The organism is Zunongwangia sp. L-65 (assembly GCF_056859415.1).
Genome location: NZ_JBSXOK010000084.1, coordinates 138772 through 155853 on the forward strand (window position 1 = coordinate 138772; position 17082 = coordinate 155853).

The 17082-nt window shown below is 35.5% G+C and carries 9 protein-coding genes and 1 pseudogene; 8 read left to right on the top strand and 2 right to left on the bottom strand.

What is annotated here, in order from left to right; all coding sequences use genetic code 11:
• Positions 1–108 precede the first annotated feature (108 nt).
• Both AC13DP_RS21930 and AC13DP_RS21935 read left to right on the top strand, forming a co-directional pair.
• Positions 109–303 (top strand): hypothetical protein, encoded by a 195-nt coding sequence (locus AC13DP_RS21930; RefSeq protein WP_228252174.1) that lies wholly within the window; start codon positions 109–111, stop codon positions 301–303.
• Positions 304–332: 29 nt separating this feature from the next.
• On the top strand, positions 333–1181 hold the full coding sequence (locus AC13DP_RS21935) for a PRC-barrel domain-containing protein (RefSeq protein ID WP_483068494.1): 849 nt from the start codon (positions 333–335) through the stop codon (positions 1179–1181).
• Positions 1182–1228: 47 nt separating this feature from the next.
• Here the strand turns inward: AC13DP_RS21935 and AC13DP_RS21940 are convergent, their stop codons facing one another.
• Positions 1229–3355 carry a Tex family protein gene (locus AC13DP_RS21940; protein ID WP_483068495.1) on the bottom strand — a complete coding sequence of 709 codons (2127 nt, stop codon included), beginning with the start codon at positions 3353–3355 and terminating at the stop codon, positions 1229–1231.
• A gap of 159 nt (positions 3356–3514) precedes the next feature.
• A complete protein-coding gene (locus AC13DP_RS21945) occupies positions 3515–4483 on the bottom strand; it encodes an App1 family protein (protein WP_483068496.1) in 969 nt (322 codons plus the stop codon).
• Positions 4484–4551: 68 nt separating this feature from the next.
• Here AC13DP_RS21945 and AC13DP_RS21950 point away from each other — a divergent pair, with 68 nt between their 5' ends.
• The 6 genes and pseudogenes from AC13DP_RS21950 to AC13DP_RS21975 all read left to right on the top strand — a co-directional run bounded on the left by AC13DP_RS21950 (position 4552) and on the right by AC13DP_RS21975 (position 17081).
• Positions 4552–5427, top strand: a complete 876-nt coding sequence (locus tag AC13DP_RS21950; protein WP_273300170.1) for a diacylglycerol/lipid kinase family protein — start codon at positions 4552–4554, stop codon at positions 5425–5427.
• A gap of 286 nt (positions 5428–5713) precedes the next feature.
• Complete coding sequence (locus tag AC13DP_RS21955; protein ID WP_228252169.1) at positions 5714–8797, top strand: SusC/RagA family TonB-linked outer membrane protein; 3084 nt, start codon at positions 5714–5716, stop codon at positions 8795–8797.
• Positions 8798–8806: 9 nt separating this feature from the next.
• Positions 8807–9454: pseudogene (locus tag AC13DP_RS21960) on the top strand (SusD/RagB family nutrient-binding outer membrane lipoprotein); the annotation flags it as partial.
• 423 nt (positions 9455–9877) lie between these two features.
• Positions 9878–10354: a RagB/SusD family nutrient uptake outer membrane protein gene (locus AC13DP_RS21965; RefSeq protein ID WP_483068500.1), complete on the top strand. Its 477-nt coding sequence runs from the start codon at positions 9878–9880 to the stop codon at positions 10352–10354.
• Between the two features lie 107 nt (positions 10355–10461).
• Positions 10462–13815 carry a VCBS repeat-containing protein gene (locus tag AC13DP_RS21970; RefSeq protein WP_483068497.1) on the top strand — a complete coding sequence of 1118 codons (3354 nt, stop codon included), beginning with the start codon at positions 10462–10464 and terminating at the stop codon, positions 13813–13815.
• Positions 13815–17081, top strand: a complete 3267-nt coding sequence (locus AC13DP_RS21975) for a VCBS repeat-containing protein (RefSeq protein WP_483068498.1) — start codon at positions 13815–13817, stop codon at positions 17079–17081. The genes AC13DP_RS21970 and AC13DP_RS21975 overlap by 1 nt, the downstream gene beginning before the upstream one ends.
• The last annotated feature ends 1 nt before the right edge of the window (position 17082 follow it).

Sequence of the window (17082 nt, forward strand, 5' to 3'; positions counted from 1 at the left end):
AACTGCTCTATATAATTAGTTAATTAACAATTGTTTGCTTTTTAATTAAATCAATTTAGTAGTGCAGTAGCGTACTTTTAGTACTAATTAATCATAAATTAAAGAGTTATGGCAGAAATAAGAATTGAGAAGAAGAAACAAATTTGGCCATGGATCATTGTTCTTATCGTTGTGGGAGTACTGGCATTTCTGTATTTCTACGGAAGCGCACAAAACGATGATAATGACAGTGAAAGTTCAATGGAAGAAATTGGTCTAAACAGCGATCAGGCAGCATCGAATATACCAACATTCGAAATTTAACCACAATTAACCAATAAAATCAACAAATTATGAAAACCAACGAAAAGCATTTATATAGTTTAAGTGAATTAGGGGATTATAAAATAGCCAAGCATGATCACGATATTCGTGGTTGGGAAGTAAGAGATCGGGATGCCAAAAGTATTGGTAAAGTAGACAACCTTCTTGCGAATAAAGAATTAGGAAAAGTAGTGTATGTAGATGTCGAAGTAAATCAGTCGATAATCGATAAAAACCATGATCCTTTTTCAGTCAATAATGATACTGGGTTTAAGGAGTTTATCAATAAAGATGGTGAAAATCATATTATTATCCCCATAGGTTTAATCGATATCTATCCTGAAGATAAATACGTACATACCAATTCACTGGATTATAATACGTTTGCCGAAACTAAACGCTATCGCACAGGAGAACCTATTTCAAGAAATTACGAAAAACAGATCCTTTCTTCTTATAAACAAAATTATCGTCCAAATGAAATTAAAGGAAAACAGGAGAGCTTGAGTAAAGACGAAATCGTGGATGGAAAATACAGTGCAAGAAAAACAGTTCAGCCTTCAGGTTACAATGAGGATGAAACGCAGCAGCGTATTGATAGGGAAAAAGCGAATTTAAAATATAAATCTGAAGTTCTTCATGACCGTGAAGAAACTACTGAAGAACGAATGGAGAGAGAGCGAGCAAAATTAAGGGCTACATCAGGAAATCCAGATCCTGCTTTTAAACCAACAAGAACTTATGATGATGACGGAAACTGGGTTAGAGAAAAAGAGTATGTAACTGATGCTGAAATCGAATCAAGACGTAAAGGCCGGATAAGAAAAGATGATGATTTTTACGATCAGGAAGAGTTTAAGCCTAGAAGACGTTACTAGAAAACCTTTATAATAAAAATCCCTGCAAATTGCAGGGATTTTTATTATTAATCTACCATGGAAAGCTGAATTCTTTTTCTATCCAGATCAACCTCTAAAACGGTAACCTCAACTTCCTGATTTAGACGGACGATCTGGGTGACATCGTTCACATAAGTATTAGATAATTTCGAGATATGTACCAACCCGCTTTGTTTTAAACCAATATCCACAAAACAGCCAAAATTAGTAATATTATTCACCAATCCTGGCAACCTCATTCCCGGTTTTAAATCGGTTATTTCGCGTATGCTTTCATCAAACGAAAACATACTAATCTTCTCTCTTGGATCTACGCCGGGTTTTTCTAATTCGGCCAGAATATCTTTTAAAGTAAGTAATCCCGTTTTTTCCGTGGTATATTGCTTTAATTTTATTTCCTGAAGTTTATTCTTGTTTCCCACCAATTCTGAAATATCGACAGAAAGGTCTTCCGCCATTTTCGTAACTAAGTGATAACTTTCAGGATGTACTGCTGAGTTATCTAAAGGATTCTTAGAATTTCTAATTCTTAAAAATCCAGCCGACTGCTCAAAGGCTTTGGCTCCTAAACGTGGAACTTTTAGTAGTTCTTTTCTAGACTGAAAAGCACCATTTTCCGTTCGTATTTTTATAATATTTTCAGCTAAGGAGGGTCCTAATCCACTTACATAAGAAAGTAATTCTTTACTGGCGGTGTTCAGATTGATTCCTATTTTATTTACGGTGCTCATCACCGTGGTATCCAAACGCTTTTTTAATAAAATTTGATCTACTTCGTGCTGGTACTGTCCTACTCCAATAGATTTTGGATCGATTTTCACCAATTCTGCTAAAGGATCACTTAGCCTTCTACCAATAGAAACTGCACCACGAACGGTAATATCGTAATTAGGAAATTCTTCCCTGGCTACTTTTGAAGCAGAATAAACTGAAGCTCCGGCTTCATTTACCACATAAACCTCAATATCACGATCAAACGGAATCGATTTTATAAACTGCTCGGTTTCCCTACTTGCTGTACCATTTCCTATAGAAATAGCTTCAATTTTATGTGCATTCACCAGTGATTTTATTTTCTTCGCTGCAAGACTACGCTCATTTTTTGGCGGATGTGGATAGATATTTTCGTTGTGCTCTAACTTTCCATTTTCATCTAAACACACCACCTTGCAACCGGATTTAAATCCAGGGTCAATGGCCAAAATTCGTTTTTCGCCCAATGGTGGTGCGAGAAGTAACTGCTCTAAGTTCAGTGAAAAAACTTTTATCGCCTCTTCATCAGCTTTTAGTTTAGTTTCATTTAAAAATTCGGTAAAAAAAGACGGTTTTAATAATCGCGAATATGCATCGGTTGCGGCTTCCTCAATAAGAGCTGTAGACTTTGAATTCCGATTTTTGATAATGGATTCAGTAATTAATTTTAAAGCTTCCGTTTTATCTACTTCAATCTTCAGTTTTAAAATTCCTTCTTTATCACCTCGGTAAATGGCTAAGAATCGGTGTGAAGGAATTCGCTTTAAAGACTCGTTCCACTCGAAATACTGCTGAAATTTTTGTGCTTCTTCTTCAATCGATTTTGCTTTGACTACTTTAGAAGAAATTTCAGCTCTCCTGGAATATAACTTCCTTATTTGTTTTCTAACATATTGATTTTCGTTGATCCACTCAGCAATAATATGCTTTGCTCCTTCTAGCGCCTCATCTACAGAATTGATCTTATTTTTAACGAATTTTGTGGCTGCGGAATAAATATCTGGCGCGTTTTGGGCCATAATTATTTTTGCCAAAGGTTCTAATCCGTTTTCCCTTGCTGTATCGGCTTTGGTTTTTCTCTTTTTCTTAAATGGCAGGTATAAATCTTCAATAATAGTAATATTTTCAGCATTTTCAATTTTCGCTTTTAATTGATTGGTAAGTGCATCCTGACTTTCAATCGCTTCAAGAATAGATTGCTTACGTTTTTCAAGATTATTAAAATATTGAAGCTCTTCTGATATTTGCTGAATTTGAGTTTCATCCAAATTACCGGTTTGCTCCTTTCGATAGCGTGCAATAAAAGGTACAGTCGCATCTTCCTGAAGTAATTTAATGGTATTTTGAATGCTTTTAGCCGGCAGGCCAAGCTTTTTGATTACAAATTGATCTAAACTCACAATAAAAATTTTAGCGGAATGCGAAGATAAGACTCCGCTTCAAAAAAAGTGTTTTAAAATGCAGAATCTGGATTGTAAACTTTCGAGCTTAAAATTATTAAAACTACGTAAGAACCTATAAGCACTTCAAAGGAATAACTTAACACGAAGAATTTTAACTTATATAATTTCCAGTTCTTTAGAATGTTTTATCGCCTGCTGACTGTTTTTAAAATAGCAGGTACTCACATTTAAGCTTTCGATATTATTTAAAACTTCTTTGATCTCTTCTTTCTGTTCTTTGCCGGTTTGTCGAATATAAATCGATTTTACATTTTCAGGATAAGTTTTACAGATTCGCTCGTAAATATGAACGTCTTGCTGCGAATCGTCTCCCAGTAAAACATATTCTAAATTTGGATAAAATGAGATAATATCTTTCACCTTCTGAAATTTGTGATCGTGATTTCCCCTTCCCGTTTTAATAAAATCTGAAATTCCGGTTTTTATCTTTTTCAGTTTAATCACAGCCTTTGGCAAATCGTGCATTTCAGCAAATTCAACAATAAAATCATATAAATTCCATTCGCTACTGGAAACATAGAAGAAAGAATTTGAAGCCTGTTCACTATCCTGCCCTGCTTTGCTTAAAGCTTTATAATGATCTACCACATCTTCAAAGATCTTTCTACGATTAACATTTTTGGATAACATCACATATAGCTTTTTAAAAAAGCTATTACTATGGGAAATTAAAAAGGTATCATCAATATCAGAGATGATTCCAAGCTGACTATCATAAGGCTTTAATAACTCCCCTTTTTCTATAATCCCAAAATGATCTTCCATTTTAGCGATTACCTCGTACTCATGCCACCCGCTTTCTAAATCTTTTTCAAAAGGAACAGTAAACCTAAAATATCCATCTTCCATGGTTTTAGTTTTCCATTCTTTTCCTTTAAAATATAAATGAAGCTCGTAATTAGATAATGGTTTAATTCTAAATTTATGGATAATAGCTGATGTATGTTTTATTCCTTTACGGTCTAAGCGATATTTATCGGGAGCCCAACTTTTAAATAGATGCCCAAACACCACCAATTCTTTATCATTTACATAGCCGCGGTAAAGTTTTAAGTCAAGTTTCAAATTTTTTAGTTTTTTATAAAGAATAGCCTAACTCCAAATTAGTTAATTTTAATCGCAATTATATAGATATGGCAGACTTTAGGAATATTTTAATGGTCGTAAACCCAATCTCGGGCGGAGAAGAGAAAGACGATCTTATCAAGGAAGTACGACAAGCAGTAGAAAAAAATAATTATAAATTTCATCTTTTTAAAACTACCGGTGAAAATGATATCCAAAAAATTAAAGAGGAAATCGATCAAATTCAACCAGAACGTGTTCTTGTAGTTGGCGGCGATGGTACGGTGAAAATTGTTGCTGAAGCCTTGTTTCATAAGGATCTGCCAATTGCAATTTTTCCTGCGGGCTCGGCAAATGGGCTGGCACTAAATGTTGGCATTCCAGAAAATAGAAAACAGCAAATTGAAGTTGCCATGGGTGATCATTTTACCAATCTGGATGTTTTGCAAGTGAACGACGAGTTATGCCTTCATTTAAGCGATATTGGCTTAAATGCCGAGTTGATCAAAAATTACGAATCCGCATCTATTCGGGGTAAGTTTGGCTATTTAATGCAATCAATACCTACTTTAGTTAGAAGCAAGTATCCATATGAGTACGAAGTTGAAATAGATGGTAAAGTCTATAATCATAAAGGAATAATGCTCGCTATAGCCAACTGTCAAAAATATGGCACAGGAGCTAAAATTAACCCTGAAGGACGACATGATGATGGAAAATTTGAAATCGTGATCTTTAAAAATTTAGATATCACTGAAATTTTAGGCACCCTAAGAGAAGATGTAAAATTTAATCCAGATTTTGCTGAAACCATTTCTACAGAACGGGCTATAATTAGTTGTAAAACGCCTATTGCTTTCCAAATTGACGGCGAATTTATCGAAAATACGCAGAAAATTGAGGTCAAAATTGCCGAAAAGAGTCTAAAAATAGCCGTGAAATAAGATTAATTATATTTTTTTTGATAGTTTTCAACAATTTTAAACATAAACGTTATAATTACGCTTATGTTGTGTTAAAATCTGCTGAAACCGCATCAATATTGAGATTATACAAATAAGTGTTAAAAACACACAGTTATGATTTTCAAAGTAAAACGCTATAAATTTTTAATTATTCATAACCTATAACTTTTCACATTTCATAATTATTGATTTTTGGTTTGAAATTTTATTAAATTTACATCTGGAAATTATAAGGTTTAGTTAATCAAACTGTAAAATTATTTTTATGAAACAAGGATTATTAAGGATCAGTTTGTTCCTTATAGCCGTACTGAGTTTTTCATTTGCAAAAGCGCAAACGGTTTCGGGAACAGTGACAGATGGCTCTATGCCGATCCCAGGAGTAAACATTCTGGTAAAAGGTACTTCTAATGGTACCACCACAGATTTTGACGGTAACTTTACTCTAAACGATGTAGCCAGTGATGCTACGCTTGTTTTTAGTTTTGTTGGTTTTGCTCAGCAAGAAGTTAAAGTAAATGGTAGATCAACTATCAATATTACTATGTCTGAGGATGCAGCAGCGCTAAGTGAAGTTGTCGTGATTGGTTATGGTTCTACTACCGTTAAAGATGCAACAGGTGCCGTAGCAACCGTTTCTGCCGAAGATTTTAACCAGGGGGTTATCTCTTCACCTGAAGAATTAATTCAGGGGAAAACTGCAGGATTACAGGTAACAAGTACTAGCGGTGAACCTGGTGCGGGCGTAAATATTAGAATTAGGGGTACCACCTCGGTTAGAGGAGGCAATAACCCTCTATTTGTAGTAGACGGTGTACCTTTAGCCGGTAGCGACACTTCTTCTGGAGGCACTGATGTTGGTTTTGGATCGAGTTCAGCTAAAAACCCGCTTAACTTCCTAAACCCCTCGGATATTGAAAGTATGAGTGTTTTAAAAGATGCTTCAGCTACCGCTATCTATGGTTCGCGTGGTGCAAACGGGGTTGTTATTATTACTACTAAATCCGGTCGGGGAAATAAAGGTCGTGTAGAGTATAGTACAACGACCAGTGTTGCAAATGCAGCGAATACCTATGACCTGCTAAACCGTGATGAATTTTTAGAAGCCGTAGAGGATCTTGGTAACGATCCCGACGCAATAGATTTTGGTGGAGATACAGATTGGCAACGTGCTGTATTAAGAACTGCTTTTTCTAAAAACCATAATCTTTCATATTCTAATTCCTATAAAACAGGAAATTATCGCGCGTCTTTAAGTTATGCTGACCAGGAAGGAATTATAAAAAATTCTTCTATGGAAAGAATTTCGGGTAGGATTAATTTTAACCAGCGTTTATTTGATGATCGTTTAAGCCTAAATTTACAAACAACCCTTTCTCAGGTTAAAGATGAAAGAGCTCCTATATCAAACAATGCCGGAGCTTCTGGTGATTTACTGGGGGGTGCCTATCAATCAAACCCTACTTATCCTGCAGATCCAGATTTTCAATTACCAGGATTAATTAATCCTTTGGCTTTATTAAAATATAATCAGGATAAAACGGATACCGAAAGACTACTGGTAAATTTTTCTGCAGAATACGATATCATTCCTGATTTAAGTGCAAAAGTTAACTTAGGCTATGACAAATCTGAATCTGATCGTCGTGCCTCTATTTCTCCAGACATCCTGGGAATTTCTGGAGTACCGGGAAATGGTCGTGCTAACTTAAATGAAATCGATGCTACTAACCGCTTGATGGAGATCACACTTAATTATAAGAAACAATTCGAAAATTCGAAAATAGAAGCTCTGGTAGGATACTCCTTTCAGGACTTTGAACGTAAAGGTTCTAATATTAGTGGATTCGGTTTCGGAACGTCTAACCTTAATACCATGGCAGATAACCTAGAATATTCCAGCAATATCCTTGCTTCTAATATTTCTGGTTCTTATCAGCAATATGGTTATAGTTCGGAAGGTTTTTTCGTAAATCGCTTGTTTCCTGAAATTGCAACCGATAATTTAACAGCTCCTTCAGGAATAAACGTGAATTCAGTCGCATTTGATTCTTTTAATACCACAGATGAACTTCAGTCATATTTTGCCCGTGTAAATTATACGCTATTTGATAAGTATATTTTTACGGGAACGATACGTGCAGATGGTTCTACTCGATTTGGTGGAAATAATAAATACGGTTATTTTCCCTCGGGTGCTTTTGCCTGGCAACTAGCTGAAGAAGATTTTATTCCGGATACCTTTTCTACCCTGAAATTCAGAATAGGTTACGGAGTTACCGGGAATCAGGAAATTCCATATAATCAGTACGAGCAACGTGAACGCTATTCCGATATAGGAATTGGCAACGGAGGTAATATTGTAGTGCCCGGTACTTCTTTAGTTTCTTTTGCAAACCCAGATTTAAAATGGGAAGAAACAAGCCAAACTAACCTGGGGTTGGACTTTGGGTTTATGCGAGATAGACTAAGTGGATCTTTAGACTTCTATTATAAAAATACTACAGATCTTCTTATTCAGGTATTCTCGGCCCAGCCATCACCTCAGCCTTTTGTGTATCAAAATCTGGATGCTAATATTATAAACAAAGGAGTAGAATTTAGCATTGATTATAACATATTCCAAACCGAAGATTTTTACTGGAATTTTGGATTTAATGTAGCTTATAATCACAATATGGTGGAAGACTTTGATGGTATTATCGATACAGGCGAAATTAATGGGCAGGGACTTACAGGCGCATTTGCACAGCGTTTAGTAGGTGGATATCCTTTATTCTCATATTATCTAAGAGAATTCACCGGTTTTGATGAAAACGGATTTAATACTTATGAAGGTGGAGATATCGACAACCAAACGTTTGTAGGTAAAAGTGCGCTACCTAAAACCAACTTAGGAATATCTACCCGCTTTGAATATAAAAATTGGGATCTTTCAGCTTTCTTTACCGGTCAGTATGGATTTTACGTCTATAACAATACCGCCAATGCTTTTTTTACCGCAGGTACACTTAGCAATGGTAGAAATGTAACTCGCGATGTTGTAGGTAATGGAGAATCACCTTTAAATGCTCCAGATGTATCTACCCGATTTTTAGAGCGCGGTGACTTCTTAAGAATGCAAAATGCAACATTGGGATATAATTTTAATTTTGATGAAAACAGTATTTTTAATTCCCTTAGACTATACTTAACAGGGCAAAATCTGTTTTTAATTACAAACTATTCCGGTTTGGATCCAGAGGTAGATACCAATAAAGCTTTAAACAACGTTCCTTCTGCGGGGATCGATTACACCTCTTACCCAAGGCCAAGAACTTATACCTTTGGACTGAACGTTACATTTTAAAAAAAGATTATGAAAAAAAAATATTTATATAGCACAATATTGGCAGGAGTACTTAGTATTTCTTACTCTTGTACCAATTTAGAACTAGATGATACCGACTCTATTTCAAGGGATGCAAGTGGTGATGGATTTAATGGGGTTGAAAATGTAGAAAGTTCTCTTACCAATGCGTACAATTCCATTCAGGGTCATTTACAGACTCAGGAAAATTTATACGCATTACAGGAAGCAACTTCTGATGAATTGTTAATCCCTACTCGAGGTACAGATTGGGGAGATAATGGAGTTTGGCGAACTTTGCACCAACACACCTGGGATGGTACCCATCGTTTTATTTTAAACACATGGAATAACTTCAATTCGAGTATTTACTCCAGTACCGAAATTATTGAAACCGATAATGCTAATGCTCAACAAATTGCCGAAGCTAAATTTTTACGAGCTTTTAGCATGTACTGGATCATCGATTTATATGGGCAGGTTCCATTTAGAAAGGTTACTGAGGGTCCAGATGTTAATCCGCAAATTATGTCTCGTACTGAAGCTTTTGAATTTGCCATAAAAGATCTGGAAGAAGCATTGCCAAATTTGCCCTCAACCGCTCCTGGAGAAAACACTGATAGAGCAAGTAAAGCGGCAGCACATTTTTTAATGGCTAAATTGTATTTGAATAAATTTATTTATTATGGGGAAACCAGTGCTTCTTCAGAAGATATGAATGCAGTTATCGAACATGTAAATGCTGTAATGAATGAAGGTTTTGCTCTTCAAAATGGTTTTTTCGAAATTTTTGAACCTGAGGTAACCGAAGCTGATACAGAAATTGTATTTAGAGTTAAGTATGGAGCAGATGCCAGAATGTGGTCTACTCTTCATTATAATCAAACCACACCCGATAATACCGGAGGTGGATGGAACGGTTTTTCAACACTTGCAGAATTTTATGATCTATTTGAAGGCGATCCACAAATTAACACTCCTGGGTCTGGACAGGAAGAACGTAGAGGTGCTGTTCCACTTAGTGGTGATGAACCGGGCACTAATATCGGACATGGATTCCTAATTAACCAGCAATATGCTATGGATGGATCAAAATTAACTGATAGGGCTGGTAATCCATTGGTTTTCACCAAACAATTACCGGGTTTAATCGGGAATAATGAAAGAAATGGAATTCGCGTATTAAAATATCACCCCTCAGATGGAGCATACCCAAATAACCTGATTGTATTTCGATATGCCGATGCTCATCTCATGAAAGCTGAAGCTGTAATGCGTGGTGGAAATGCGAACCAATCTGCATTAGAACTTGTAAACCAATTAAGAACGATTAGGGATGCTTCTCCCCTTTCAAGCCTAAGCGAACAAGATTTGCTGGATGAAAGAGGTCGCGAACTTTATATAGAATTTTGTAGAAGACAGGATCAAATTAGATTTGGAACTTTTAACTCTAGCTGGGAGCTTAAAGACAATACTGAAGAGTTTAGAGTTTTGTTCCCCATTCCTTCTGTAGCTTTAACTTCAAACCCAAATTTAGCTCAGAATCCGGGCTATTAGGCTTAGGCAATCTTTTAAGAGACTTAAGAGTCGGTTATCCGTCACTTAGGTCTCTTTTATTTTAATTTTTTTCTTTACTTGAAGTTTTTAATCAGTATAGTCCAATAATGAATAAATTATTATCGATTACAGGTTTATCCTTCTCCAAACATTTAGGTATCGTAGTGCTATTTTGTTTTTTATATGGCTGTAAAAAAGATGCTGATACTCAACATGAGAAACCTATAGATTTTTTATTTACAGAAATGCCAGCGGATTCTACCGGCATTTATTTCATCAATCAGGTTAAAAACGAAAAAGAATTCAATATTTTCAGATACCGTAATTTTTATAACGGTGCCGGAGTAGGAATAGGAGATATTAATAATGATGGTCTTCCCGATGTGTATCTTACTTCAAATATGGGTAAGAACAAACTATATCTTAATCAGGGCAATTTTAAGTTTAAAGATATTTCTGAAACATCAGGTTCGCAGGGAGATAGATCCTGGTCTACCGGGGTAACAATGGTAGATATCAATAATGATGGTTTACTAGATATTTATGTTTGTAATGCTGGGAACATTGAAGGTGAAGACCGTAACAATGAGCTTTTTATCAATAACGGGGATCTTACTTTTACAGAAAAAGCTTCTGAATATAACTTGAATGAAAATGGTTTCACTACCCATGCTGCTTTTTTTGACTATGATCTGGATGGTGATTTAGATGTTTATATCCTAAATAATAGTTTTATTCCTGTTGCCAGTCTTGGTTATAACAACAAAAGGGATCTGCGTGCTAAGGATTGGAATTTACCTGATGTTTTTAAAGGTGGTGGAGATAAACTATTACGAAATGATAATGGAAAATTTACGGATGTTAGCGAAGAAGCCGGCATCTATGGGAGTCTTATTGGTTTTGGCCTTGGAGTAACTATTGGCGATATAAATAATGATATGCTTCCAGATATTTATGTTTCTAATGATTTTTACGAACGTGATTACCTTTATATCAATAATGGGGACGGAAGTTTTCGAGAGGACATCAAAAATCAGGTATCGCATTTAAGTCTATCTTCAATGGGAGCAGATATGGCAGATATCAACAACGATGGATTACCTGAAATTTTTGTAACCGATATGCTTCCCGAAACAGATGAACGCTTAAAAAACACCAGTGAATTTGAACGTTTTGATCTCTATAAATTAAAGGAAGACCGAGATTTTTTTCACCAGTACATGCAAAACAGCTTGCAATTAAATAATGGCAATAACAGCTTTTCTGAGATTGCTTTTTATAGTGGTGTGGCACAAACAGATTGGAGCTGGGGCGCTTTAATTTTCGATATGGATAATGATGGTTATAAGGATATTTATGTGAGTAACGGCATATACCATGATCTTACCAATCAGGATTTTATGGATTTTTTTGCGAATGATATTCTTCAGCAGATGGTACTCACTGGTCAAAAAAAAGAATTTGATTCTATTTTAAGCGAAATGCCAAGTACTCCTATTCCCAACTATGCCTTTAAAAATAATGGTGATTTAAGCTTTTCTAATGTTACAGAAGATTGGGGATTTGGTAAACCTAGTTTTTCTAATGGATCAGCTTACGGAGATTTGGATAACGACGGAGATCTGGATATTATCGTAAATAATGTAAACATGGATCTATTTGTTTACCGCAACGAAACAAATAAAAAGAGAAATCATAACTGGACTAAAATCCAGCTAAAAGGCAGTAACAAAAACACCTTCGCCATTGGTAGTAAAGTGATCGTATATACCAAAGAAAAACAGTTAACGCAACAGCTCATTCCTACTCGTGGATTTCAATCCTCCGCAGATTACAGCCTCACTTTTGGCCTGGGACCTTATAAAAAAATAGATTCCATACGTGTAATTTGGCCTGATAAAACTTCTTCTTTAAAAACCGGTATTGATAGTAATAAACCTGTGGTTTTCGATCAGGAAGAAGAAGCTGAAAAATATAATCTTCCAGAATCGCAATCTGAGCAATATTTTAAAGAAATCGTCTCCAATTTCAAACCGCACCAAGAAGATAATTATGTAGACTATGATTACGAAGGTCTTATTAATAAAATGCTCTCCCGGGAAGGGCCTGCAATCGCCGTTGCCGATATCAATAATGACGGAAACGATGATTTTTATATTGCTGGCGCCAGAAACCAGTCGGGTGTGCTTTATCTTCAGCAAGCCGATGGTAAATTTTCACAAAGTATTTTGGACGACACTGAAAATTCAAAACTTGTTGAAGAAACCGGCGCAATTTTTATTGATGTTGATAATGATGATTTTAAAGATCTTATTATAATTTCTGGAGGAAATAATATTTATGCTGAAAAAGAACAGTATGAAACTCGCATTTATCTAAACGACGGTAAAGGGAATTTCAGTAAGGCCAATTCGGCACTACCTGTTAATAATCAAAATGCGGCGGTTATTGCAGCCAACGATATTGATAATGACGGAAGAACCGATTTTTTTATTGGGTACCGTAGTAAACCCGGAGTTTATGGTGTAAATCCAAAACATCAACTGCTTAAAAATGAAGGAAACGGTAATTTTAAAACTTTAGATACGTCCATTTTAGATAATCTAGGAATGATTACCGATGCCCAATGGACCGATATTGATAATGACGGCAAAGCAGAATTGATCATTACAGGAGACTGGATGGCAACGGCTATTTTTAAATTTAAAGACGGAAAATTAATTAAATTAAACTCTAATCTTGATGAATATTCAGGGGCATGGAATAGCATACATGTGGCTGATCTAAACAATGATGGTCTAGCAGATTTAATTTTGGGGAACCGGGGCACCAATTCTTTTTATAATGCCAGCAAAGAAGCTCCTGTTAAATTGTACATCAATGATTTTGATAATAACGGTACTGTAGAGCAGATTTTTACACAACGAATTGAGGATAAAGATGTTCCCATACATTTACGCCGAGAGCTATCAGGGCAGATTTCTTCAGTAAAAAAGCAAAACCTAAAATTCTCTGAATATGCCACAAAATCTATAGATCAGTTATTTTCCAAAGAAGTTTTGGACAAAGCTTTAGTAAAGGAAATTAGAAGCTTTAAGAGTATTATTGCAATCAACAAGGGGAATGGAAATTTTGACATTAAGGAAATGCCAGCCAAAGCACAATTTAGTTCTATTCATGCAATCGAAAGCCTTGATGTAAATAATGATGGTAATTTGGATATAATTATCGCGGGTAATGATTACGATCTAAAACCTCAGTTTTCAAGATTAGATGCTAATTACGGACTTGTTTTAATCAATGACGGAAATGGTAATTTTAGAGCGGAATCTTCAGAAAAAACCGGCTTATTTTTTAAAGGACAGGTTCGGGATCTAAAAATTATTCAAAATAAAAAAGGTGAAAAGTACCTGTTGGTAGGAATTAACAACGAAAAACCAAAACTGTACAAACTCCAGTAATGAAAAAACTTGGGTACATATTGATTTTTGCTGTTCTAGCGGCCTGCTCTAAAAACGAAAAAGTTCAGGAAACCGCCACTCCTCCCCTTTTTAAAGAATTGAACACTCAAATCACTAATCTTGATTTCATTAATACACTTACGCCAACCGATAGTCTTAATATTTTAGATTACCTGTATTATTATAATGGCGGGGGCATTGCAATTGGCGATATTAATAACGATAGCCTGCCGGATATTTTTCTTACAGGAAATCAGGTTGCCAATAAATTATTTTTGAATAAAGGAAACCTGCAATTTGAAGACATCACCGCAACTGCCGGAGTCGCCGGAAATTCAGATTGGAACACCGGTACAGCAATTGTCGATATCAACGGTGATGGACTTTTAGATATATATGTTTGCGCTGTTGTAGGCATTAACGGACTAAAAGGGAAAAATGAACTTTTTATCAATAATGGTGACGGAACGTTTACCGAAAAAGCAGCCGATTTTGGTTTAGACTTTCAAAATTATAGCACCAACGTCGCATTTTTCGATTATGACAATGATGGTGATTTGGATATGTACTTATTGAATCATGCTGTACACACTGTAAACACTTATGGCCCTGCTGATATTCGAGAAAAAAGAAATGAAAGAAGCGGTGATAAATTACTGAGAAACGATGGAACCCATTTTACCGATGTTAGTGAAGAAGCCGGAATTTATGGTGGACCAAATGGTTACGGACTTGGAATTGCGACGGCTGATTTTAATAATGATGGATTTACCGATATTTATATTAGTAATGACTTTCATGAAGATGATTTTTACTATCTGAATAATGGTGATGGAACGTTTACCGAAAGCCTTAAATCTAAATTTGGGCACACCAGCCGGTTTTCTATGGGAAGCGATGCTGCCGATGTAAACAATGATGGATTTTTGGATATTCTCACTTTAGACATGCTACCTGATGATGAAAAAGTTATTAAAGCGAGTATGGGTGACGATTCCCCAGACATTCATAAAATGAAAATCGAAAGGCTACATTATCACGAGCAGTTTAGCCGTAATATGCTCCAAGTAAATCAGGGTGGTCAATACTTCCAGGATTTAGGTTTAATTAGCGGCCTTGCCGCTACCGATTGGAGCTGGAGCGCACTTTTTGCAGATTATGATTTAGACGGAATACAGGATGTTTTTATTTCAACGGGAATTCCAAAACGCCCAAATGATTATGATTATATAAAATATGTCTCGAATAATCAGGTTCAAAAAGAACTCACTAAAGGGAATAAAATCGATAAAAAAGCAATCCAGATGATGCCTTCCGGGGCAGTAGCAAACCGTATCTTTAAAGGTAGCGAGAACCTGAATTTTAAAGATCGTTCTGGCAACTGGATCTCTAAAGATAGTATTATGAGTACCGGCTCGGCTTATGCCGATTTCGATAATGATGGTGATCTGGATATTATTACCAATAACATCAATGCACCCGCAAGGATTTATGAAAATTTAATCACTAAAAACAATAAGAATTTTCTAAAAATAAAACTTAAATATAAAGCTCCAAATATTCAGGGTATTGGGAGTAAAGCAATTGCTTATCAAAATGGAAACCAACAAATAAAACAATTATTCACCACTCGCGGCTTTCAATCGGCTTCAGAAGCAATATTGCACTTTGGTTTTCCTGATACAACAAAAATCGATTCCCTTTTCATTATATGGCCAGACAATTCAGTTCAAAAATTATCGAATCTTAAGCTGGGTAAAAGCCTTTACATGACCTCAAAAGAGAACCTTGAAAAGGTGAATTATGCCGAGTTATTCCCCAGGAATAGGCCATGGTTTAGTAAAATCGATTCTTTACCCGGATTAGATTACGAACATAAAGAAAATCGCTATCAGGATTTTGATCGCCAGAAATTAATTCCTTATCAAATTTCAGATCGTGGACCAGCCGTTGTTGTAAAGGATATTAATGGGGATGCAAAAGAAGATATTTTCTTCGGAAGTGCGAAATTCGAAAAATCAGCGATATATTTTCAAACTAAAAATGGCTTTGAAAAACAATCAATTTCGGCTTTAGAAAACGACGCCCCTTCCGAAGATATTTCTGCAATTATTGAAGATTTTGATCAAAATGGGGAAAATGACCTGCTTGTAATTTCCGGCGGTGGAGAATATTATGGAGAAAACAAGGCTTTATTAGACCGATTATATCTTCAACAGGATAAAAATTTCAGTAAAGTTGAATTCCCGGAATATTTTGAAAATGGTAGTGTTGTAAAAGCAGCCGATTATGATAATGATGGTGACTTAGATCTCTTTATTGGTAGTGCAGCGGTTTCTAATGATTTTGGTAACATTCCACAGTCTTTTTTATTAAAAAATGATAATGGAAGTTTCAGTATTGATAAAGAAAATAACCTGGGGAAAATCGGGATGGTTACCGATGCGATCTGGACTGATTTTGATAAGGACGGGCAAATCGATCTTATCGTAGTTGGAGAATGGATGGCACCCAAGTTCTATAAAAATCAAAAAGGAAAACTTATAAGCTCTAAAATCGACCATCACTTAAAAGGCTTATGGCAAAGCATTGCTGAATTTGACATAGATGGTGATGGAGATAAAGATTATTTACTGGGGAATTGGGGATTAAATACAAAATTAAAAGCAAACAGGGACAATCCGCTTAAAATGTATTATCTTGATTTTGATGCGAACGGAAGTACAGAAACCATTCTCGCTCAGGAAAAAAACGGAAATTATTATCCTGTGAATGGTTTAGATATGTTGGTAGGACAATTAGCTTATTTAAGGAAAAAATTCCCCGATTATAAAAGTTTTGCAGGAAAAACTATCGAAGAAATTTTTGATAAAAAGCAGCTCGAAAAAGCTGAAATTTTGAAAGTAGAAACCTTGGCTTCTGGATATTTACTAAATGAAAATGGGAATTTTAGCTTTAAAGCGTTTAAAAATCCGTTACAAGTAGCCCCAATAACCGCATTTTTAGAACACGATTTTAATAAAGATGGTAAAACAGAAGTACTTGTTGGTGGTAATTACTTTGGTACCATACCATACCACGGCAAATTCGATCAGCTCGCCGGCATTATGCTACAGTCTGTCGACACTTTAATGGAAGCCAAAGATCTTGGTATTAATTTTACGCAAAAAGCAGTAATTAGTTTCAATATACTAAATTTGGAAGATAGGGAATACCTGTTAGTGACCTATAACAACAATAAACCAGAAGTTTATAAACTGAACTAAA

Excerpts from the sequence above, each read along its gene's own strand:
- AC13DP_RS21930 (WP_228252174.1), top strand. The coding sequence starts at position 109 with ATGGCAGAAATAAGAATTGAGAAGAAGAAACAAATTTGGCCATGGATC.
- AC13DP_RS21935 (WP_483068494.1), top strand. The coding sequence starts at position 333 with ATGAAAACCAACGAAAAGCATTTATATAGTTTAAGTGAATTAGGGGAT.
- AC13DP_RS21950 (WP_273300170.1), top strand. The coding sequence starts at position 4,552 with ATGGCAGACTTTAGGAATATTTTAATGGTCGTAAACCCAATCTCGGGC.
- AC13DP_RS21955 (WP_228252169.1), top strand. The coding sequence starts at position 5,714 with ATGAAACAAGGATTATTAAGGATCAGTTTGTTCCTTATAGCCGTACTG.
- AC13DP_RS21965 (WP_483068500.1), top strand. The coding sequence starts at position 9,878 with ATGGATGGATCAAAATTAACTGATAGGGCTGGTAATCCATTGGTTTTC.
- AC13DP_RS21970 (WP_483068497.1), top strand. The coding sequence starts at position 10,462 with ATGAATAAATTATTATCGATTACAGGTTTATCCTTCTCCAAACATTTA.
- AC13DP_RS21975 (WP_483068498.1), top strand. The coding sequence starts at position 13,815 with ATGAAAAAACTTGGGTACATATTGATTTTTGCTGTTCTAGCGGCCTGC.